Genomic DNA, 21,118 nt, shown 5'->3' with positions numbered 1-21,118 from the left:
TGAGTGACCTCTTGACGGTTCGGGGTCGGCCGTGAAGACTCATTCAACAGAACGTTGAATTCCGTTTAGCGGAATCGAATGGTCTGTGTAGCGGAAAAGAACGAACAGGCAAGCAAGAGCGAAGAAGCGAAGAGAGGGCGTTGAGGACGTGGACGTAGAACTGGTGCTGCGCTCGACTCGCGTGATCACCCCGCAGGGAACCCGGGCCGCGTCGGTCACGGTCTCCGGGGGAAAGATCGCGGCCGTGCTCGCGTACGACGCCGACGTACCGGCGGGGGCCAGGGTCGAGGACCTGGGTGACGACGTCCTGCTGCCCGGGATCGTCGACACGCACGTCCATGTGAACGACCCCGGCCGCACGGAGTGGGAGGGCTTCTGGACCGCCACCCGTGCCGCGGCTGCCGGTGGCATCACCACCCTCGTCGACATGCCGCTCAACTCCCTTCCGCCGACGACCACCGTCGACAACCTGCGGACGAAGCAGGAAGTCGCCCGCACCAAGGCGCACATCGACATCGGCTTCTGGGGCGGCGCCCTGCCCGACAACGTCGGTGACCTCAAGCCGCTGCACGACGCCGGTGTCTACGGCTTCAAGTGCTTCCTCTCGCCGTCCGGCGTGGACGAGTTCCCGCACCTGGACCAGGACCGCCTCGCCACCTCCATGGCGGAGATCGCCGGCTTCGGCGGCCTGCTGATCGTGCACGCCGAGGACCCGCACGAGCTGGACGCGGCCCCGCACAAGAGCGGCCCCAAGTACACGGACTACCTGGAAACCCGGCCGCGCGTCTCGGAGGACGCCGCGATCGAGGGCCTCATCGGCCTCGCCAAGCGGCTCGGCGCCCGCGTCCACGTACTGCACCTGTCGTCGTCGGACGCGCTGCCCCTGATCGCCGCCGCCAAGCGCGAGGGCGTCAAGCTCACCGTCGAGACCTGCCCGCACTACCTCACGCTCACCGCGGAGGAAGTGCCGGACGGCGCGAGCGAGTTCAAGTGCTGCCCGCCCATCCGCGAGGCCGCCAACCAGGACCTGCTCTGGGACGCGCTCGCCGACGGCACCATCGACTGCATCGTGACGGACCACTCCCCGTCCACCGCGGAGCTCAAGACCGACGACTTCGCGACCGCGTGGGGCGGCATCTCCGGGCTCCAGCTCAGCCTCCCCGCGATCTGGACCGAGGCCCGCAAGCGCGGCCACAGCCTCGAGGACGTGGTGCGCTGGATGTCGACACGCACCTCCGAACTGGTCGGACTCGACCAGAAGGGCGCCATCGAGGCCGGCCGCGACGCCGACTTCGCGGTCCTCGCGCCCGACGAGACCTTCACCGTGGACCCCGCGGAGCTGCAGCACCGGAACCGAGTCACGGCGTACGCGGGCAAGACCCTCAGCGGCGTCGTGAAGTCCACCTGGCTGCGCGGCGAACGCATCCTGCACGGCGGCGAGTTCAGTGAACCCGCAGGCCGACTTCTGGAAAGGAAGAACTGATCACTGTGACGGCGATAGCCACCTTCACCGGCGACGCGAGCCCCTACGGCGGCGGCGACCCCTACGCGGACTACCGCACCGCGGACTTCCCCTTCACCCAGTACGCCAACCTTGCCGACCGGCAGCTCGGCGCCGGTGTGATCGCCGCCAACGACGAGTTCTTCGCCATGCGCGAGAACCTGCTCCTCGCGCACGCCGCCGTGTTCGACCCGGAGCACTTCGGTCACAAGGGCAAGGTCATGGACGGCTGGGAGACCCGCCGTCGCCGTGGCGTCTCGGGCGAGCACCCGTGGCCCACCGCCGACGACCACGACTGGGCGCTCGTGCGCCTGGGCGCCCCCGGCGTCGTACGCGGCATCGTCATCGACACCGCCCACTTCCGCGGCAACTACCCGCAGGCCGTGTCCGTCGAGGGCGCGAGCGTCGACGGTTCGCCGACCCCCGATGAGCTCCTCTCGGGCGACGTGAAGTGGACGACTCTCGTACCCCGCACGGCAGTCGGCGGCCACGCGGCCAACGGCTTCGCCGTCGACGTCGAGCAGCGCTTCACGCACCTGCGCGTCAACCAGCACCCGGACGGCGGCATCGCACGCCTGCGGGTCTACGGCGAGGTCGTCGCCGACCCCAAGTGGCTCACCGCGCTCGGCACGTTCGACGTGCTCGCCCTGGAGAACGGCGGCCAGGTCGAGGACGCGTCGGACCGCTTCTACTCCCCGGCCACCAACACCATCCAGCCGGGCCGCTCCCGCAAGATGGACGACGGCTGGGAGACCCGGCGTCGCCGCGACAACGGCAACGACTGGATCCGCTACCAGCTGGTCGCCCAGTCCGAGATCCGCACCGTCGAGATCGACACGGCGTACCTCAAGGGCAACTCGGCGGGCTGGGCCGCGCTTTCGGTCCGTGACGGCGAGAGCGGCGAGTGGGTCGAGGCGCTGCCCCGCACCCGCCTCCAGCCCGACACCAACCACCGCTTCGTCCTGGACGCCCCGGTCGTCGGCACGCACGTGCGCATCGACATCTTCCCGGACGGTGGCATCTCCCGGCTGCACCTCTTCGGTTCGCTGACCGAGGCGGGCGCGAGCCGTCTGACGGCACGTCACCAGGAGCTCGGCGGCTAGTTCGGCACCGTCGGCCGCGGTCGGCCGCGGTCGGCCGCGGTCGGCCGCCGCCGGTCACCGACTTCGCCGAGTTCGTCCTCGTACGCCGGACGGCCCGAGACTTCCCCGACCCGGGAAGGTCTTCAGCCGTCCGGCGGCCGTGTTCCTAGGCTCCGTAGCCCCCGTCCGCCACCAGCTCCGCGCCCGTGATGAACGCGGCGTCGTCCCCGGCGAGATAGGCGACCAGGGACGCCACCTCGTCGGCCGAGCCGAAGCGGGCAAGCGCCGTCCCCGCCTTCTGCGGCTCGGCGAACGGGCCGTCGGCCGGGTTCATCTCCGTGTCGATCGCCCCGGGATGCACCACGTTCACCGTGATCCCGCGCCCCGCGAGCTCCCGCGCCAGCGGCTTGCTCATCCCCGCGAGCGCCGCCTTGCTCATCGCGTACAGCGTGCCGCCGCCCCCGCCCGCGTACCGGGTGAGCGCCGAGCCGGTGGAGATGATCCGGCCCCCGTCGGCAAGCCGCCCGGCCGCCGCCTGCGAGGCCAGGAAGACCGAACGTACGTTGATGTCGAGCACCCGGTCGACATCGGAGAGCGCCAGGTCCCCGATGGGGCCGAGGACGCCGATGCCCGCGTTGTTCACCAGGATGTCCAGGCGGCCCAGATCGTCGGCCGCGCGCTCCACCGCGCCCGCGGCGTCCCCGGGATCGGCCGCGTCGGCCCGGATGGCGAAGCCGCGCTGCCCCGCCGCCTCGATCTTGGCGACGACCTCATGAGCGGCGGCCTCCCCGTTGACGTACGTGATCGCGACATCGGCACCGTTCTGCGCGAGCCGCAGCGCGATCGCCGCGCCTATGCCGCGGCTGCCACCGGTCACCAGAGCCGTCTTGCCGGTCAGAGAAGACATGTCAGATCCTTTTTGTGTGGAGAGAAGCGCAATGCGTGAGAAGTGCTTGCGGGTTCAATGAAAGCGGCCGGCGCGCGTCGTGGCTGGCGGGAAATGGACAGCGATTTCAGCGGCGGGACGCGATGACTTCCCGGCGGGCACGGGGTCTGAGTAGGTGAGAGAACCGGCAGGAACCACGACACCGGCAGCAACCACGACATGGAGAGGTGCTCGCCATGAAAGTCACGCTCACCCAGTTCCAGACCCTCGACGGCGTCATCCAGGCCCCCGGCGGTCCCGAGGAGGACCGCAGCGACGGCTTCGAGCACGGCGGCTGGTCGGTGCCCTACGGGGACGAGGACTTCATGGCCTTCGTCACCGAGGTCTTCGACCGGGTCGACGCCTTCCTGCTCGGACGGCGTACGTACGAGATCTTCGCCTCGTACTGGCCCGACAAGACCGACCCGTCGGACCCGGTGGCGTCCCGGCTCAACTCCCTGCCCAAGTACGTGGCTTCGACCACGCTCACGCGCAGCGACTGGCCCGGCACGCGGTTCATCGGCCGTGACGACCTGGCCAAGGACGTCCGGCTCCTCAAGGAGCAGCCGGGGCGCGAACTCCAGCTGCACGGCAGCGCGGGCCTCGCGAAGTCCCTGATGGCGCACGACCTGATCGACACCCTGCACCTGATGACGTTCCCCGTGGCCCTCGGCAGCGGCAGCCGGCTCTTCGCCGACGGCGGACTGCCCACCGCGTTCCGGCACACCGCCTCGCGCATCACGTCGACGGGCGTCGTCATCAGCACCTACGAGCGCGCGGGCCGCCCCGAGTACGGCACCTACTGACGCCTCTGGGACCGACGCCGCTCCGACCGACACCGCGCGGACCGCACAGTGAGACGGTCGCCGCCGTCCCTTCCCGGCGCGATCCGCGCCGGATACGGTGATCGACCCACGTGAGAGCCGTCGAAGTCTCCACACCGCCGCATCCGTTGGAGACCGCGCCCCGTGTCGACGCTCGCCGCTCCCGCCGCGCCCGCAGCGCGCCGCGCCTGGCTCACCGATCTGCCCGTCCTGCTCGTCGCCGTGGTCTGGGGCGCCAGCTATCTGGCGGCCAAGGGCATCACGACGACGCACACGGTCGTCGCCGTCCTGGTGCTGCGGTTCGCCGTCGTGCTGCCCGCGCTCGTGGTGGCCGGATGGCGCGGCCTGCGCGCCCTCACGGCGCCGCAGTGGCGCGGGGCGGGAGTGCTCGGCCTGATCCTCAGCGGGATCTTCCTCCTGGAGACGTACGGAGTCGTCCACACCTCGGCGACCAACGCGGGCCTCATCATCAGCCTCACCATGATCTTCACCCCGCTCGCCGAGGCCGCGGTGACGCGCGAGAGGCCGCCGCGCGCCTTCCTCGCGGCGGCCGGACTCTCCGTGCTCGGCGTGGTCCTGCTGACCCAGGGCGGCGGCTTCACGCGGCCGTCGCCCGGGGACGGCCTGATCCTGCTCGCTGCGCTCGCACGCACGGTGCACGTCCTCGCGATGTCCCGGATCAAGGCCGTGCGGGACGCGGACGCCCTCTCGCTGACGACCGTCCAACTGGGCGGCGCGGTAGCGGTGTTCGCGCTGCTCGCCGCCGCGGGCACGGGGGCATCGCCCTGGTCGGTCGCCGTGGGCTTTGGCGCGCGCGAGTGGGCCGGGCTGATCTTCCTCTCCGTGTTCTGCACGCTCTTCGCCTTCTTCGTGCAGATGTGGGCGGTGCGCAGGACGTCTCCCTCGCGGGTGAGCCTGCTGCTCGGCACGGAGCCGTTGTGGGCCGCCGCAGTGGGGATCGCGGTGGGCGGGGAACGGCTGGGTCTGGTGGGTCTGGTGGGGGGTGTGCTGGTTCTGGTGGGGACCAGTTGGGGGCGCGGGGCCCGGTGATACGTTCCGTGGTCGATCAAATGGTCGATCGAATGGTCGATCAAGCAGGGGGAGACCATGGGCGAGTACTTCGAGCAGGAGTTTGCCGCGGGTGCGCAGAAGCGCCGCAGCTGGGGCGGCGTGCTGTTGTTCGCTGCGGGTGTCATCTGGGTCGTGCTCGCCTACCAGTTGATGGCGCCGTTCAGCGACGGGGACGACAGGTACTCCAGCAGCCGCAAGTGCCAGTCGATGCTGTTCTACGAGGGCGACGCCCCGACCTGGTCCGACGGAACGTGGGACGACTGCCGCGCGGAACGCCGGTGGCCCGAGATGCTGGGCTGGCTGGGGCTCTCGGTGCCGCTCTCGGTGGCGGGCGCGGTGCTCTACACCAGCGGGGCCACCAGTCTGCGGATGCGTGAGTACATGGCGGAGCACCGCATCGCCGCGGAGAAGGCCGCCGCGGCGAAGGACTTGGCCGAGAAGAGGGTCTCTGCCGAGAAGAGGGACTCAACCGGGAAGGACTGACGGCGGCCGGCCGGTGGCGCTTGGTTAACTCCCGGAAAATTCACCGTACTTGTCGTTGACACGACAACCTCTACGCGCGTCACACTGGTCGCATGCGAATCCCCCCACGAATCGTGAGCATCACCGCCCTCGCCGCCGCCCTGCTCGTCGGCGGCCCCGTCGCCGCCTCCGCGAGCGCGGCCCCGGATCACCACGCCCCCGTGTCGACGGCGTACTCCATCGCCGCCGTCGGCGACATCTGCTACTCCGCGCTGCCCGCCCAGGCGCACGACACCCTGGACCTGATCGAGGCGGGCGGCCCCTACCCGTATCCGCAGGACGACACCGTCTTCTCGAACAGGGAGGGCATCCTGCCCTCGCAGAGCTCCGGCTACTACCACGAGTACACCGTGGTGACTCCGGGCTCACCGGACCGTGGTGCGCGCCGCATCGTGACCGGTGAGAAGAACCAGGAGGACTACTACACGGCCGACCACTACGAGTCCTTCGACCTGGTCGACCACACCTGCTGAGCCCACCGCCCGCCGTGGCACGCGACTGATGCCGCGGCACGGTACTAGCGGGCCTTTCGGCTCTCCGCGACGGCGAACAGGGCGAGGGCGAGCACGATCAGCGTGACGCCCGCGTAGATCTCGTAGCCGTCGAGGAATCCGATCCGCCGCACGATGCCCCAGCCGCTCAGCCGGCCGGTCGCCTCGTGCACCAGGGTGACCACGCCCTGGATCAGGAGAAGGACGCCGAAGAACTCAAGTACCTGCTTCATACCGAAGAGCCTCGCCCCGTGGGCCTCCCCTTCACATCGGCCACGGGGTGAGGCTTCTTCCTCTCGGCCCCCTCCGAAAGTCTGCTCGTGCGCGACTTTGGTCGACGATCAGGTCCGGACGACGTCCGAAGGCCCTGACAGTGCGTAGATTTGTCGACCATGAGCGGCAGTGAGCCCCCGGCGGTCCCCTCGGCGTCATCGGCCCCCTTGGCCAGGCGCCCCTGGGCGCTGCCCTCGGCCGTCGCCGCCGAGTTCGACCCGGACCGCGCGGCGCGCACGGGCAAGCGCAGGCCCCGGCGGACCGTGCGCGACTGGCTGGTCGACTTCGCCTGCTTCTTCGTGGCCGTCGTCATCGGCATGGTGGGCGCGGACACGGTCGGCGACAACCCGAACATCTCGTCCGGGTTCGCGGCATTCGACCAGGTGGTCGGCGCGCTCGCCTGCGGCGCGGTCTGGCTGCGCAGGCGCTGGCCGGTGGGCCTCGCCATCGCCATGGTGCTGATCAGCGGCTTGTCGGAGACCGCCGGTGGCGCGGGCGTGGTGGCCCTGTTCACCCTTGCGGTGCACCGGCCCTTCCGGTACGTCGGCTGGATCGGCGGGGTCTCGATCGCGACGCTGCCGATCGTCTACTGGCTGCGGCCGGACGCCGATCTGCCGTACCTGGTCGCCGTTCTCTTCGGGGCGCTGCTCAGTGCCGCCGTCATCGGCTGGGGCATGTTCGTGCGCTCGCGCCGCCAGCTCCTGCTGAGCCTGCGCGACCGTGCGATCCGCGCCGAGAACGAGGCGGCGCTCCGTGCCGAGCAGGCCCAGCGGCTGGCCCGCGAGTCCATCGCCCGCGAGATGCACGACGTGCTCGCCCACCGCCTCACCCTGCTCAGCGTGCACGCGGGGGCGCTGGAGTTCCGTCCCGACGCCCCCCGTCAGGAGATCGTCCGCGCGGCCGGAGTCATCCGGGAGAGCGCGCACGAAGCGCTGCAGGATCTGCGCGAGGTGATCGGCGTCCTGCGCGGCGGAGGTGACGGCGAGGCCTCCGGCCGCCCGCAGCCGACCCTCACCGCCCTGGAGACGCTGGTCGCGGAGTCCCGTGACGCGGGCATGAAGGTGGCACTCGACCACCGCGTCACCGACCCCGGAGCCGTGCCCGCCGCCGTGGGCCGCACCGCCTACCGCATCGCCCAGGAGGGTCTGACCAACGCCCGCAAGCATGCCCCGGGCGCTGAGGTGACCGTCCTGGTCTCCGGCGCGGCAGGCGAAGGCCTCACCCTGTCGGTGCGCAACCCACCGCCGCCGGGCGAGGTGCCGAACGTCCCCGGCTCCGGCCAGGGCCTGATCGGCCTCACGGAACGGGCCATGCTGGCGGGCGGGCGCATCGAGCACGGCGCGGTGGGGGACGGCGGTTTCCGGGTCGACGCCTGGCTGCCGTGGGACACCGCCTCCGGCCGCGGCGACGAGCTGTGAACGCGGGAGCACGGCTCGGCATCGGCCCTTCCCTCTTCTCCTTCCCCCTTCTCCTTCCCCCTCTCCTTCCCCCGCCGCGGTCGTGTCCGCACACCGAAGGGGAGACGTGATCCGGTGTCCGGACCTCTGGTTACTGTGGCCCCATGAACCCGATCCGCGTGCTTCTCGTCGACGACGACCCGCTGGTCCGTGCCGGTCTGTCCTTCATGATGGGCGGCGCGGACGACATCGAGATCGTCGGCGAGGCGGCGGACGGAACCCAGGTCGCCCCGCTGGTCGCCGAACTGCGCCCCGACGTCGTCCTGATGGACATCCGCATGCCCACGATGGACGGCCTCGCGGCGACGGAGGCCCTGCGCAAGCGCCCCGACGCCCCCGAGGTCATCGTCCTCACCACCTTCCACGCCGACGAACAGGTGCTGCGGGCCCTGCGGGCAGGGGCGGCCGGGTTCGTCCTCAAGGACACCCCGCCCGCCGAGATCGTCGCGGCGGTCCGGGCGGTGGCGGCGGGGGAGCCGGTGCTCTCCCCTTCCGTGACCCAGCAGTTGATCACGCAGGTGACCGGGGTGAACCCCCAACAGGGGCGTCGCGAAAGGGCGTTGGAGCGGCTCGGTCTGCTGGGGGAGCGGGAGAGGGAGGTGGCGGTCGCGGTGGGCCGGGGCGCGTCGAACGCGGACATCGCGGCGGAGCTCTACCTCAGCGTGGCCACCGTAAAGGCCCACGTCTCCCGCGTCCTGACGAAGCTGGACCTCAACAACCGGGTACAGATCGCGCTGTTGGCGCACGACGCGGGCCTGCTGGAGTAGCCGACGCCCCGCCCTGAAACAGCACCGCCCCCGGGCCGGGTGGGCTGACTGGGCCCCGGCGCGTGCCACGCGCCGGGTGGAGTCGTGCGGGCCCCGGGGCCAGGAAGTTCAGCTTCCGGCGATCTCCGCCATCCGTACCAACCGTCCCTCGCGCCGCGACAGTTCGCACGCCTCGGCGATCCGCAGGGCCTGCAGTGCCTCGCGGCCTTCGCAGGGGTTTGTTCGCTCTCCTCGTACGACATCCACGAACGCCGCGAGCTCCGCCTCGTACGCGGGAGCGAAACGCTCCAGGAAGCCGGGCCACGGCTTGTCGGGCGGGGGCGGGCCCGACGGTTCCACGGACGACAGGGGAGTGCGGTCGTCGAAGCCGACCGCGATCTGGTCGTCCTCCCCGGCCAGTTCCATCCGTACGTCATAGCCCGCGCCGTTGCACCGCGTGGCCGTCGCCGTGGCGAGCGCGCCGTCGTCGAGGGTGAGGACCGCCGCGGCCGTGTCGACGTCGTCCGCCTCGCGGAACATCGAAGGCCCGGCGTCCGACCCCGTCGCGTACACCTCGGTCACCTCGCGGCCGGTGACCCACCGCAGCATGTCGAAGTCGTGGACCAGGCAGTCGCGGTACAGGCCCCCGGAGAGCGGGAGGTACGCGGCCGGCGGCGGCGCCGGGTCGGAGGTCATCGCCCGGACCGTGTGCAGCCGCCCGAGCCGCCCCGACCGCACGGCCTCGCGCGCCGCCACGTACCCCGCGTCGAACCGCCGCTGGAAGCCCAGCTGGAGCACCGTGCCCGCGGCCTCGACCTCCTGGAGCGCGGCCAGCGTGCCGGGCAGGTCGAGGGCGATGGGCTTCTCGCAGAAGACCGGGAGCCCCGCCCGCGCCGCCCTGCCGATCAGCTCGGCGTGCGCGGAGGTCGCCGTCGTGATCACCACCGCGTCCAGGGCGCCCGACCGGCCGCCCCCGGTGAACACGTCGTCCACCGAGGCCGCCGACGCCGCGCCGATCCGCGCGGCGAGCCCGGCGGCCCGCCCCGGGTCGACGTCGGCCACGACCAGCGCGTCCACTTCGGGATGCCGCTGAAGAGCCGTCGAGTGAAATGTGCCGATACGGCCCGTTCCGATCAGTCCGATGCGCATGGACCCACCCTTCCCACACCCCGCGGTCCTGTCAATCCTTTGTCCGGACAACAGAACTTCAGAACTTCCCGTCATCATTCCCTGCGACTACGCTCGCCCCGTGCCCAAATCAGTCGCCAAACCAGCCGTGGACCCCACCGTCTCCCTTCAGCTCGGCGTCGACCGCAGCAGCCCGGTCCCGCTGTACTTCCAGCTGTCCCAGCAGCTGGAGGCGGCGATCGAGCGCGGCGCCCTGACACCGGGCACCCTGCTCGGCAACGAGATCGAGCTCGCGGGACGCCTCGGCCTGTCCCGGCCGACCGTCCGCCAGGCCATCCAGTCGCTCGTCGACAAGGGACTGCTCGTGCGCCGCAGGGGCATCGGCACCCAGGTCGTGCACAGCCAGGTCAAGCGCCCCCTAGAACTCAGCAGCCTCTACGACGACCTGGAGGCGGCGGGCCAGCGCCCCGAGACCCGCGTCCTGCGCAACACCATCGAGCCCGCGTCCGCCCAGGTCGCAGCCGCCCTCGGCGTCGCGGAGGGCGACGAGGTGCACCTGGTCGAGCGGCTCCGCCTGGCCCACGGCGAGCCCATGGCCTACCTCCGCAACCGCCTCCCCAGCGGCCTGATCGCCCTGGACACCGAACGCCTCGAAGCCACCGGCCTCTACCGCCTGATGCGCGCCGCCGGCATCACCCTGCACAGCGCGCGCCAGTCCGTGGGCGCCCGCGCCGCCACCGCCGGCGAGGGCGAGCGGCTCGGCGAGCCCGAGGGGGCCCCGCTGCTCACGATGGAGCGCACGACCTTCGACGACACGGGCCGCGCGGTCGAGTTCGGCTCGCACATCTACCGGGCCTCGCGCTACTCCTTCGAGTTCCAGCTCCTCGTACGGCCGTAGGTCCCAACTCGCTCACGGTCGTCAGAATGTTCTGACAAAGCCATTGACGCTGCCGCGCGCCCCCGGCTAGAACTCCCCCAGCCGCACTGAGGCGGCCGGGAGAAGGGGCGGTCCCACTCATGCGCAAAGACCGTAGGGCAGCGGGCATCACGGCCTGTGTGGCGGCCATCGCGCTCGTCGTCGGCTGCAGCGGATCCGGCGGCAAGGACGACGAGGACAAGTCGGGCGACGGCGGGGGAGGCGGCAAGGGCGTCGACACGCCCCGCCTCAAGATCGCGATGGTCACGCACTCCGGCGAGGGCGACACGTTCTGGGACATCGTCCAGAGCGGCGCCAAGCAGGCGGCCCGCAAGGACAACGTCGATTTCCTCTACTCCAACGACAAAGAGGCCAAGGGCCAGGCCGAGCTCGTCCAGTCGGCGATCGACAAGAAGGTCGACGGCATCGTCGTGACCCTGGCCAAGCCCGAGGCGATGAAGGCGGTCCTCGGCAAGGCCGCATCCGCCGGGATACCGGTCGTCACCATCAATTCCGGCGGCGAGTTCTCCGCCGAGTTCGGCGCGCTGAGCCACATCGGCCAGGACGAGTCGGTGGCGGGCGAGGCCGTCGGCGACGAGCTCACCAAGCGCGGCAAGAAGAAGGTGCTCTGCGTCATCCACGAACAGGGCAACGTCTCGCTGGAGCAGCGCTGCGCGGGCGTGAAGAAGACCTTCAAGGGCTCGGTCGAGAACCTCAACGTCGAGGGCACCAACGCCCCCAACGCCCAGTCCTCCATCAGCGCCAAGCTCCAGGCGACCAAGAGCATCGACGCGGTGGTCACCCTCGGCGCGCCGATCGCCGCCATTTCGGTGAAGGCCAAGGAGGACGCGAAGAGCGGGGCGGAGGTCGACACGTTCGACCTGAACGCGGAGGTCGTCAAGCGCCTCAAGGCCAAGGAGGTCGGCTTCGCCGTCGACCAGCAGCCCTACCTCCAGGGCTATCTCGCCATCGACGAGCTGTGGCTGTACAAGACCAACGCCAACGTCCTGGGCGGCGGCAAGCCCGTCCTCACCGGACCCGCCATCGTCACCGAGAAGGACGTGCCGAAGCTGGAGAAGTACACCGCCCGCGGTACCCGATGAACACATGCGTGATCCGCGTGGTCGATACTTGGGCGGCTGGGGCCGGGGATCCGGACCGGCCTCACCGAGGAGCAGAGCTAGAAGGGCACGGCGTCGTGGCAAGGGTTCAGACAGGGGTACGTGCGGTGGGCGCCGTGCTGGTCGCGGTGCTCGGGGTATCCCTCGCGGGGTGCAGCAGCACCGGTGGCAAGCGCGCCGAGGACGCACGCAAGGCGGCAACGGCACAGGGCAAGGCCGCGGTGAACACGCCGAAGTGGACGTTCGGGATGGTGACCCACTCGGGTGACGGCGACACGTTCTGGGACATCGTCCAGGAAGGCGCCGAGCAGGCGGCCCGCAAGGACAACATCAACTTCCTCTACTCCCACAACGCCGAGGCCCAGCAGCAGGCCCAGCTCGTGGACTCGTACATCGACAAGAAGGTCGACGGCATCATCGTCAGCCTCGCCAAGCCCGCCGCGATGAAGGGCGCCCTGGCCCGTGCCGAGAAGGCCGGCATCCCGGTGATCACCGTGAACTCCGGCTCCGCGGAGTCCAAGGCGTTCGGCGCGCTCACCCACATCGGTCAGGACGAGACGATCGCGGGCGAGGCCGTCGGCGAGGAGCTCAACAAGCGCGGCAAGAAGAAGGCGCTCTGCATCCTGCACGAGCAGGGCAACGTCGGCCACGAGCAGCGCTGCGAAGGCGCCGACAAGACCTTCGACGGCAAGATGCAGAACCTGTACGTGACCGGCACGAACATGCCCGACGTGCAGTCCTCCATCGAGGCCCGGCTGCAGTCCGACAAGTCCATCGACTCGGTCGTCACGCTCGGCGCGCCCTTCGCGGACACCGCGGTGAAGGCCGCGGACAGCGCGGGCAGCGACGCCGAGATCGACACCTTCGACCTGAACGAGAAGGTCGCGGCGGGCCTGAAGGACGGCACGCTCGGCTTCGCCGTCGACCAGCAGCCCTACCTCCAGGGGTACGAGGCCGTGGACCTGCTCTGGCTCTACAAGTACAACGCCGATGTCCTCGGTGGCGGCAAGCCGGTCCTCACCGGACCGCAGATCATCACCAAGGACCAGGCCGCCAAGCTGGAGGAATACGCGAAGCGAGGGACGCGATGACAGCCACCGCACCGGCGCCGGCGCCTTCGCCGGGCACCAAGACCGACGAGCGACTCCTGAAGGCGTCGCCCCTGAAGAAGCTGATGGGGCGCCCCGAGCTCGGCTCCGTCGTCGGCGCCATCGCCGTCTTCGTCTTCTTCTCGATCGCCGCGGACAGCTTCCTGCAGACCAACAGCCTCGCCACGGTGCTCTACGCGGCATCGACGCTCGGCATCATGGCGGTGCCGGTGGCGCTCCTGATGATCGGCGGCGAGTTCGACCTGTCGGCGGGCGTCATGGTGACGACCTCCGCGCTGATCTCGTCGATGTTCAGCTACCAGATGACGGCCAACGTCTGGGTCGGCGTCCTGGTCTCGCTGATCGCCACCCTCGCGGTCGGCGTGTTCAACGGCGTGATGCTGACGCGCACCGACCCGCCGAGCTTCATCATCACGCTCGGTACGTTCCTGATGCTGACCGGCATGAACCTCGGCTTCACCAAGCTGATCAGCGGCACGGTCTCCACGAAGTCGATCTCCGACATGGAGGGCTTCTCCTCCGCCAAGGACGTCTTCGCCTCGACGATCACCATCGGCGGCGTCGACTTCAAGATCACGATCCTCTGGTGGCTCGGCCTGATCGCGGTCGCCACCTGGATCCTGCTCCGCACCCGCGTCGGCAACTGGATCTTCGCGGTCGGCGGCGGCGAGGACGCGGCCCGCGCGGTCGGCGTCCCGGTCGCGATGACCAAGATCGGCCTCTACATGGGCGTCGCCTTCGGCGCCTGGATCTCGGGTCAGCACCTGCTCTTCTCGTACGACGTCGTCCAGTCGGGCGAAGGCGTCGGCAACGAACTGATCTACATCATCGCGGCCGTCATCGGCGGCTGTCTGATCACCGGTGGATACGGCTCGGCGGTCGGCGCGGCCGTGGGCGCCCTGATCTTCGGCATGGTCAGCAAGGGCATCGTGTTCGCCGAGTGGAACCCGGACTGGTTCAAGTTCTTCCTCGGAGTGATGCTGCTCCTGGCGACCCTGCTCAACCACTGGGTCCGCAAGCGCGCGGAGGCGACGAAATGACGGAAGTGACCGACGCGACGCCCGTGACGGAGCGCACCCCCCTCGTCGAGCTCGACGACGTCAGTAAGTACTACGGCAACATCCGCGCCCTCGAAGGCGTCTCCCTGGAGGTCCACGCGGGCGAGATCTCCTGCGTCCTCGGCGACAACGGCGCGGGCAAGTCGACCCTCATCAAGATCATCGCGGGACTGCACCGGCACGACGCGGGCTCCTTCCGCATCGAGGGCGCCGACGCGAAGCTCGGCTCGCCGCGCGAGGCCCTCGACCGCGGTATCGCCACGGTCTACCAGGACCTCGCCGTGGTGCCGCTGATGCCTGTCTGGCGCAACTTCTTCCTCGGCTCCGAGCCGACGAAGGGCGTGGGCCCCTTCAAGCGCCTGGACGTCGACCTCATGCGCGAGACGACCCGCGCGGAGCTGCTGCGCATGGGCATCGACCTGCGCGACGTCGACCAGCCCATCGGCACCCTGTCGGGCGGCGAGCGCCAGTGCGTGGCGATCGCGCGCGCCGTCCACTTCGGCGCCAAGGTCCTCGTCCTGGACGAGCCGACGGCGGCGCTGGGAGTCAAGCAGTCGGGTGTCGTCCTGAAGTACGTCGCCGCCGCGCGGGACGCGGGCCTCGGAGTGGTCTTGATCACCCACAACCCGCACCACGCGTACCTGGTCGGCAACCGCTTCGTCCTCCTGAAGCGGGGCACGATGTCCGGCAGCTACGCGCGCGACGAGATCACCCTGGACGAGCTGACGCGCCAGATGGCGGGCGGCTCCGAGCTGGATGACCTGCGCCACGAACTGGAGAAGCGCTGAGGAGCGCCCCGTCAGGGGCGCGGGGAACTGCGCGCTCAGCCCAGGAAAAGCCGCAGTCGCGACTGCTCCGTGACCCAGCAGACGCGACTGCGGCTTTCTTGTGGTTGCTCGCGCAGTTCCCCGCGCCCCTGACGGGGCGCACCGGGTCCGTTGTGCGCGCCCCCGCGAGTGTGAGGCAGAATCGCCGCAATGAGCACCTACCGCGACCTCGCGCACCGTGGCTCCGCCCGAGCCACCGTCCTGCGGACCGTGGGCACGCGTGAGCGCCGATCACATCTGACGGCGCCCCGCGTCCCCACCGTCGGCATCGACATCGGCGGCACGAAGGTGATGGCGGGCGTCGTCGACGCCGACGGCAACATCCTGGAGACGCTCCGCACGGAGACCCCGGACAAGTCCAAGAGCCCCAAGGTCGTCGAGGACACCATCGTCGAGCTGGTCCTCGACCTCTCCGACCGGCACGACGTGCACGCGGTGGGCATCGGCGCGGCGGGCTGGGTCGACGCGGACCGCAACCGCGTCCTGTTCGCCCCGCACCTGTCCTGGCGCAACGAACCGCTGCGCGACCGCATCTCCGGCCGCCTCGCGGTCCCCGTGCTCGTCGACAACGACGCGAACACCGCCGCCTGGGCGGAGTGGCGCTTCGGCGCGGCCCGCGGCGAGGACCACCTGGTCATGATCACGCTCGGCACCGGCATCGGCGGCGCGATCCTGGAGGACGGCCAGGTCAAGCGCGGCAAGTTCGGGGTGGCCGGCGAGTTCGGCCACATGCAGGTCGTCCCCGGCGGCCACCGCTGCCCGTGCGGCAACCGCGGCTGCTGGGAGCAGTACAGCTCCGGGAACGCGCTGGTCAGGGAGGCCCGCGAGCTCGCCGCGGCCGACTCCCCGGTCGCGTACGGGATCATCGAGCGCGTCAAGGGCAACATCCCCGACATCACGGGCCCCCTGATCACGGAGCTGGCCCGCGACGGCGACGCGATGTGCGTCGAGCTCCTCCAGGACATCGGCCAGTGGCTCGGCGTCGGCATCGCGAACCTCGCGGCGGCCCTCGACCCGTCCTGCTTCGTGATCGGCGGCGGCGTCTCGGCCGCCGACGACCTCCTGATCGGCCCGGCACGCGACGCGTTCCGCCGCCAGCTGACCGGCCGCGGCTACCGCCCCGAGGCCCGTATCGCCCGCGCCCAGCTGGGCCCCGAGGCGGGCATGGTGGGCGCCGCCGACCTGGCCCGCCTGGTGGCACGCCGCTTCCGCCGGGCGAACCGCCGCCGGGTGGAGCGCCACGAACGCTACGAGCGCTTCGCGGAAGCGCGCCGCACCAACGACCGCACCTCTCAGGGGACTCAGTAAACAGATGACCGTGCCCCGACAACCCTCGTCCCCGGACTCCGCGGATTCCCCGGGCTCCCCGGACCCCGCCGACGAGGGCGGCAGCCCCCGCGAGGACCGCCGTCACATGCTCCGCCGCCGCTGGCTGACGGCCACGATCATCGTGCTCCTGATCGGCGTACCCGCCGGCTACCTGGTGATCTCCGCCAACCAGAGCCGCAACAGCGGCCGCGACAAGGAGGCCAAGTACTCCGCGACCGGCCTCACCGCGGGCTGGCCCTCCAAGGTGCAGCGCCGTCTCTACGACGTACCGATCCCGCATTACTCCCGGGAGGTCGCCTACTACGAGACGAACAACTGGCGCACCAGCCGCCTCTACGCCCAGTTCCTGACGAGCAACAAGGGCCTGGACAAGTTCCTCAAGGAGATCGGCTCCAGCACGAAGACGCTGAAGAAGAACGACATCACGATCAGCAAGCGCGACCGCAAGGTGGTCGGCTGGGAGTTCACGGACCCGGGCCCCTGGCTGGGCCTCACCCACGTGCAGAAGGACCCGGTGCCGACCCTGGACGTGGTGGTGAACCGCGTCAACCCGGACCACCCGATGGTCTATGTAGTGTCTACGACAACTCCGTAACTGGCGTGTTTCATCGGTGAGTTGACCGATGGGCGGCTCATACGATGTCGCCATGATCTCCACAGGGACGTCCGCCGGACCATCCGAAGAGAATTCCGCGGGGAACTCCGAAGGGATTCTTGAAGCGGAGTACGACAGACGCCGAGGGGCCCAGTGGCTCGCGGGGCAGGCCCGTGCGGACGGGGTGGCACGCAGGGACATGCTGCGCCTCGTGGCGGCTGCGGGGGCGCTCGCGGGGGCGGCGACGCTGCCGATGACGCTGGCAGCACCCCGGGCGCGGGCGGCGACCGGCACCGCGGCCCCCGGAATCGTGAAGCCGCTCCCCGCGGACCGCTTCACGATCCGCGGCACGAACGCGGAGACGAAGTTCGAGGCGCTCGCGGGAACGGGCTTCCACACCCCCGCGTCCCACTTCTTCGTACGCAACCACACCGCGACGCCGCGCATCGACGCGAAGACCTGGCGGCTGAGGATCTGGGGCGACGGACTGACGGGCGGCGAAAGGGAGTTCACTCTCGCGGACCTCAAACGCCTCCCCTCGACGTCACGCACCGCCTTCGTCGAATGCGCGGGCAACGGCAGAAGCTTCTTCACCACCCAGCAGGGCCGGCCGGCCTCGGGCACGGCCTGGACCCTGGGAGCGATCGGCAACGCGCGCTGGCGCGGCGTACGCCTCTCCGAAGTCCTGCGCCGGGCAGGCGTGTCGCGGGACGCGGTGGACGTGCTGCCGAGCGGCCTGGACGCGGAGTACGTCACGGACGACGGCACGAACCTGGGCCGGGTCCGGCGCCCCCTGCCGCTCTCCAAAGCGCTGGACGACGTGATCCTGGCGTACGAGATGAACGGCGCCCCGCTCCCCGCGGACCACGGCTACCCGGTGCGGGTCCTGGTGCCGGGCTGGGTGGGCATCGCGTCGATCAAATGGGTGGGCGACATAGAGGTCGCGTCGACGCCCCTCTACTCCCCCTGGAACACCCAGTTCTACCGCCTGTTCGGCGAGGCGTACCCCCCGGAGGGCAGCGCCCCCCTGACCCGCCAAACCCTGAAGTCCGCCTTCGAACTCCCCCTGAACGCAAGCATCGAGGCATCCACGACCCACCACCTCACCGGCCGCTCATGGTCGGCGACGGGCGCGATCACGCGGGTGGACGTCAGCACGGACGCGGGCACGACATGGCGCCGCGCCCACCTCAAGGACACCCCCCACCGCGCCACTTGGACCCGCTGGACCACCCCCTGGCACCCCAGAACCCCCGGCCCCGCCACACTCCTGGCCCGCGCCACGGACAGCACGGGGCGTACGCAGCCGGAGGTGACGGTGCACAACGCGCAGGGGTACTTGTTCGACGCGGTGGTGCGGCATGCGGTGAAGGTGGTGTGAGGCCGGAGGGCCCCGGGGTCAGCCGCGGCCCCTCCACCCCTCGTACGCGGCGGCCCCCACCCCCAGGTCCTCCCAGGCCATCCCCGCCGACTTGAACAACCGGGGCCGGTCATCGGCGATCTTCACCTCGCCCCGCACCAACTCGCCCAGCGTCCGCAGCCGACCCATGTCGAAGGCCCCCGCGTCCACCGCGAGCACGATGTCGCCGCACTCCCGCCGCGCCACCTCGTGGGACTCCGCCACCACCAGGCCGCGCTCCAGGAGGCGTTCGTCCACCTCGCGCGCGTCCGGTTCGTGCGAGCCCACTGCCGCGACCGTCGCGTGGGGCGGGAGCAGTGTGCTGTCGAACAGTGGCTCTCGGGCCGTCGTGCAGCAGCAGACCACGTCGGCGGTGGCGACGTCCGCCGGGGTCGCGGGCGCCGCCGACAGGCCCGCATCGCGGCAACGGGCGACGAAGGCCGCCACGCGCTCCGGGTTGCGCGCCACCACGTCCACGTGGTCCAGCGCCGGGCGCACCGCGCGCACCGCCTCCACATGGCCCCAGGCCTGCGGGCCGGTGCCGAAGACCAGGAGGCGGCGGGCCTCCGGGACCGCGAGGTGCTTGATCGCGGCACCTGAGACCGCCGGGGTGCGCAGGGAGGTCAGGGCGATTCCGTCGAGCAGGGCCAGCGGGGTGTGGGTCTCGCCGTCCAGGAGGAGGTACACGCCCTGGACGCGGGGGAGGCCGCGCGCCGCGTTCTGGGGGGTGACCGTGGCGACCTTCACCCCGGTGTACGACGCGGTCGACGACGGCATCATGAGGAGCTGGCCGCCCGGTACGCCCACCACCCCCCGCGGGGGCTCCGACTCCGGGTCCAGACCGGTCCTGAGGACGGCTTCCACCGCCTCGACGGCGGCGGACATCGGCACGAGCCGGGCGATCGCGTCGGCGTCGATGTAGGGCGGGGCCTGGCTCATGTCTGGGTCCTTTCGGGGCCGCCCGCTGGGGGGCGGTTGCTCGCGTCACGTCACACTCATGATCACCCCCTTATAGAACACCTCCACCGCCTGGTCGACACTGCGGATGAATCCCGACTCCGCGTTGCCGCGCGTGCTGCCGAGCCCCCGGGAGAGGGACAGCCGGAAGCCGGTGATCGGGCTGCCCGGGACGGGGAGCAGGTCCGCCGGTTCCGGCCGGAGCTTCTCCAAGGTGCCGCGCGGCCCCGGAGCCTCACCGTGCAGCAGGGTCTGGACGTGGAGGTCTGCGGGGGCGTCGGACAACTGTTTCACCAGGCGTTTCACCCAGGTGAGCGGGTAGCCCTGCTCGGGCGCGGGGACCGCCATCGACGTACGGAGCCGGCTCAGGCGGAGGTCCGCGGTGAGCTGGAGGGTGCCGGGCGCGCTCTCGATCCTGATCTCGGCGTGCAGCCGGCCCTTGAATACTCCTCTGTCATAGGAGCCTGCTGCGGAAACAACCATCCTGACAAGAGCTCCGGCACCCTCTTGCCCACGCGTACGTCAGGAACGAAGGTCCTCGCCCCGGCGGAGTACGAGCAGGGTGATCTCGCTGGGCGCGAAGACGCGGAACGGCGGGCCCCAGAAGCCGGTGCCCCGGCTGGTGTAGAGCAGGGTGCGGGCGCCGTGGCGGCTGAGACCGGCGAGGGCGGGCTGGTCGATGCGGACCAGGTGGTGGAAGGGCCAGATCTGGCCGCCGTGGGTGTGGCCGGAGAGCTGGAGGTCGACGCCGCCCGCTGCGGCCTGGTCGACGAACTTGGGCTGGTGGGCCAGCAGCAGGACGGGGTGGTCGGGGTCGGCGCCGTCCAGGGCTCCGGCGAGGTGGGCACCGTGGCCGGCCAGGCCGGAGGACTCGGCGGTGACGTCGTCCACGCCCGCGACCACGAGGGTGTCGCCGCCGCGTTCGAGCAGCAGATGGCGGTTGCGCAGCGGCTCCCAGCCCAGCTCGTCCATCAGGTCGACCCAGCCCTGGGCCTCGCTGTAGTACTCGTGGTTGCCGGTGACGTAGACGCGGGCCCGGCTGGCTTGCACGGTGCCGAGCGGGGCGGCCTGGGCGCGGCGGCGCTCGGCCGTGCCGTCCGCGATGTCGCCGGTGTGGCAGACCAGGTCCGCCTCCAGGGTGTTGACCTTCGCGCAGACCCGCTCCGACCAACGGGCACGGTCGAGCGGGCCGTAGTGGGTGTCGGTGATGAGGACGACGCGCGTGCCGTCCAATCCGGCTCCCAGGCGCGGCAGTCGTACGTCGAGCCGGCGCACCCGCGGCACCCGGCGCGCCTCGGCGTACCCCCAGGCGAGCAGCACGGCGGCCGTGCCGAGGACCGCCCAGGTGACGATCCGGGCCCGGTCCTGGCCGTCGCCGACGCCGGTCACGGTCAGGGCGAGCCGCAGCAGGACACCGAGCAGGACGGACCAGGCGAACAGCACCCAGCCGGCCCCGAGGAGGGTGTCCCCGACGATCGCCGCCCCGTCCTGCTGCCGCTTGCCGTGGCCGCGCATCATCGCGAGCGGCATGGTGATCAGGCCGAGGAGGAAAAGCCCGGTGCCGCCCAGCGCGACGGGCAGCGGCCAGTGCTGGCCGGCGTGCAGCAGCAGCCAGCAGGGCACGGTCCACAGCAGGACGGGGGCGACCAGGGGGAGGTAGCGCATCAGGCGGCGCAACCGGCTCTGCTGGGCCGCGTGCGCCGCACTGTCGGCGGATCGGGTGTCGCTGGTGTCGGTCACGCTTGCCCTCCTCGAACGACCAGGTTGCCGTCGCGCGCACTTTATCC

Annotated in this window: 21 protein-coding genes and 1 pseudogene; 16 read left to right on the top strand and 6 right to left on the bottom strand. The window is 70.8% G+C overall.

Annotated features, from left to right (window positions below; all coding sequences use genetic code 11):
• The first annotated feature begins 148 nt into the window (after positions 1–148).
• Together allB and alc are read left to right on the top strand one after the other, a co-directional pair.
• Positions 149–1,483 (top strand): allantoinase AllB, encoded by a 1,335-nt coding sequence (gene allB, locus ACFUPX_RS20030; RefSeq protein WP_383323877.1) that lies wholly within the window; start codon positions 149–151, stop codon positions 1,481–1,483.
• 5 nt (positions 1,484–1,488) lie between these two features.
• Positions 1,489–2,604, top strand: a complete 1,116-nt coding sequence (alc, locus tag ACFUPX_RS20025) for an allantoicase (protein ID WP_383323874.1) — start codon at positions 1,489–1,491, stop codon at positions 2,602–2,604.
• A gap of 145 nt (positions 2,605–2,749) precedes the next feature.
• Here the strand turns inward: alc and ACFUPX_RS20020 are convergent, their stop codons facing one another.
• Entirely contained in the window at positions 2,750–3,490 is a 741-nt protein-coding gene (locus ACFUPX_RS20020; RefSeq protein WP_383323870.1) for an SDR family NAD(P)-dependent oxidoreductase, read from the bottom strand.
• A 215-nt stretch (positions 3,491–3,705) separates the two neighbouring features.
• Between ACFUPX_RS20020 and ACFUPX_RS20015 the strand changes: the two genes are divergently transcribed.
• From ACFUPX_RS20015 to ACFUPX_RS20000, 4 genes are all read left to right on the top strand, one after another.
• Positions 3,706–4,314, top strand: a complete 609-nt coding sequence (locus ACFUPX_RS20015; RefSeq protein WP_383323867.1) for a dihydrofolate reductase family protein — start codon at positions 3,706–3,708, stop codon at positions 4,312–4,314.
• A gap of 162 nt (positions 4,315–4,476) precedes the next feature.
• Positions 4,477–5,382 carry a DMT family transporter gene (locus ACFUPX_RS20010; RefSeq protein WP_383323865.1) on the top strand — a complete coding sequence of 302 codons (906 nt, stop codon included), beginning with the start codon at positions 4,477–4,479 and terminating at the stop codon, positions 5,380–5,382.
• A 57-nt stretch (positions 5,383–5,439) separates the two neighbouring features.
• Positions 5,440–5,886 (top strand): hypothetical protein, encoded by a 447-nt coding sequence (locus ACFUPX_RS20005; RefSeq protein ID WP_383323862.1) that lies wholly within the window; start codon positions 5,440–5,442, stop codon positions 5,884–5,886.
• A 92-nt stretch (positions 5,887–5,978) separates the two neighbouring features.
• Entirely contained in the window at positions 5,979–6,398 is a 420-nt protein-coding gene (locus ACFUPX_RS20000) for a ribonuclease domain-containing protein (RefSeq protein WP_383323859.1), read from the top strand.
• Between the two features lie 44 nt (positions 6,399–6,442).
• Here the strand turns inward: ACFUPX_RS20000 and ACFUPX_RS19995 are convergent, their stop codons facing one another.
• A complete protein-coding gene (locus ACFUPX_RS19995; protein ID WP_383323856.1) occupies positions 6,443–6,649 on the bottom strand; it encodes a hypothetical protein in 207 nt (68 codons plus the stop codon).
• 159 nt (positions 6,650–6,808) lie between these two features.
• On the opposite strand from ACFUPX_RS19995, the gene ACFUPX_RS19990 reads away from it, so the two are divergent.
• Positions 6,809–8,107, top strand: a complete 1,299-nt coding sequence (locus tag ACFUPX_RS19990) for a sensor histidine kinase (protein ID WP_383323853.1) — start codon at positions 6,809–6,811, stop codon at positions 8,105–8,107.
• A gap of 143 nt (positions 8,108–8,250) precedes the next feature.
• Complete coding sequence (locus tag ACFUPX_RS19985) at positions 8,251–8,913, top strand: response regulator (RefSeq protein ID WP_383323851.1); 663 nt, start codon at positions 8,251–8,253, stop codon at positions 8,911–8,913.
• A gap of 108 nt (positions 8,914–9,021) precedes the next feature.
• On the opposite strand, the gene ACFUPX_RS19980 is transcribed toward ACFUPX_RS19985, so the two are convergent.
• On the bottom strand, positions 9,022–10,041 hold the full coding sequence (locus ACFUPX_RS19980) for a Gfo/Idh/MocA family oxidoreductase (protein ID WP_383323848.1): 1,020 nt from the start codon (positions 10,039–10,041) through the stop codon (positions 9,022–9,024).
• Positions 10,042–10,168: 127 nt separating this feature from the next.
• Between ACFUPX_RS19980 and ACFUPX_RS19975 the strand changes: the two genes are divergently transcribed.
• The 8 genes from ACFUPX_RS19975 to ACFUPX_RS19940 all read left to right on the top strand — a co-directional run bounded on the left by ACFUPX_RS19975 (position 10,169) and on the right by ACFUPX_RS19940 (position 18,356).
• The gene (locus ACFUPX_RS19975; protein ID WP_383323961.1) at positions 10,169–10,918 is read left to right on the top strand and encodes a GntR family transcriptional regulator; all 750 of its coding nucleotides are present in this window, start codon (positions 10,169–10,171) and stop codon (positions 10,916–10,918) included.
• Between the two features lie 119 nt (positions 10,919–11,037).
• Positions 11,038–12,039: a sugar ABC transporter substrate-binding protein gene (locus ACFUPX_RS19970; RefSeq protein ID WP_383323845.1), complete on the top strand. Its 1,002-nt coding sequence runs from the start codon at positions 11,038–11,040 to the stop codon at positions 12,037–12,039.
• 125 nt (positions 12,040–12,164) lie between these two features.
• A complete protein-coding gene (locus tag ACFUPX_RS19965; RefSeq protein ID WP_383323842.1) occupies positions 12,165–13,148 on the top strand; it encodes a sugar ABC transporter substrate-binding protein in 984 nt (327 codons plus the stop codon).
• Positions 13,145–14,206, top strand: coding sequence for an ABC transporter permease (locus ACFUPX_RS19960; protein WP_383323839.1), 1,062 nt, complete (start codon positions 13,145–13,147; stop codon positions 14,204–14,206). The genes ACFUPX_RS19965 and ACFUPX_RS19960 overlap by 4 nt, the downstream gene beginning before the upstream one ends.
• Positions 14,203–15,012 (top strand): ATP-binding cassette domain-containing protein, encoded by an 810-nt coding sequence (locus tag ACFUPX_RS19955; RefSeq protein WP_383323836.1) that lies wholly within the window; start codon positions 14,203–14,205, stop codon positions 15,010–15,012. Before ACFUPX_RS19960 ends, ACFUPX_RS19955 begins: the two co-directional genes overlap by 4 nt.
• A 189-nt stretch (positions 15,013–15,201) precedes the next feature.
• Positions 15,202–16,359, top strand: a complete 1,158-nt coding sequence (locus tag ACFUPX_RS19950) for an ROK family glucokinase (protein WP_383323833.1) — start codon at positions 15,202–15,204, stop codon at positions 16,357–16,359.
• Between the two features lie 4 nt (positions 16,360–16,363).
• Positions 16,364–16,975 carry a sugar kinase gene (locus ACFUPX_RS19945; protein WP_383323830.1) on the top strand — a complete coding sequence of 204 codons (612 nt, stop codon included), beginning with the start codon at positions 16,364–16,366 and terminating at the stop codon, positions 16,973–16,975.
• Positions 16,976–17,027: 52 nt separating this feature from the next.
• Positions 17,028–18,356, top strand: coding sequence for a sulfite oxidase (locus ACFUPX_RS19940; RefSeq protein WP_383323827.1), 1,329 nt, complete (start codon positions 17,028–17,030; stop codon positions 18,354–18,356).
• A gap of 18 nt (positions 18,357–18,374) precedes the next feature.
• On the opposite strand, the gene ACFUPX_RS19935 is transcribed toward ACFUPX_RS19940, so the two are convergent.
• The 3 genes and pseudogenes from ACFUPX_RS19935 to ACFUPX_RS19925 form a co-directional block, all read right to left on the bottom strand.
• Entirely contained in the window at positions 18,375–19,313 is a 939-nt protein-coding gene (locus ACFUPX_RS19935) for an ornithine cyclodeaminase family protein (RefSeq protein ID WP_383323824.1), read from the bottom strand.
• 45 nt (positions 19,314–19,358) lie between these two features.
• Positions 19,359–19,772 (bottom strand): annotated as a pseudogene (locus tag ACFUPX_RS19930) (TerD family protein); the annotation flags it as partial.
• Positions 19,773–19,853: 81 nt separating this feature from the next.
• Entirely contained in the window at positions 19,854–21,071 is a 1,218-nt protein-coding gene (locus ACFUPX_RS19925) for a metallophosphoesterase (RefSeq protein ID WP_383323821.1), read from the bottom strand.
• Positions 21,072–21,118: the final 47 nt, after the last annotated feature.

Source organism: Streptomyces sp. NPDC057302 (assembly GCF_042667685.1).
GTDB lineage: Bacteria > Actinomycetota > Actinomycetes > Streptomycetales > Streptomycetaceae > Streptomyces.
This window is presented reverse-complemented; position numbering and strand designations above follow the sequence as displayed.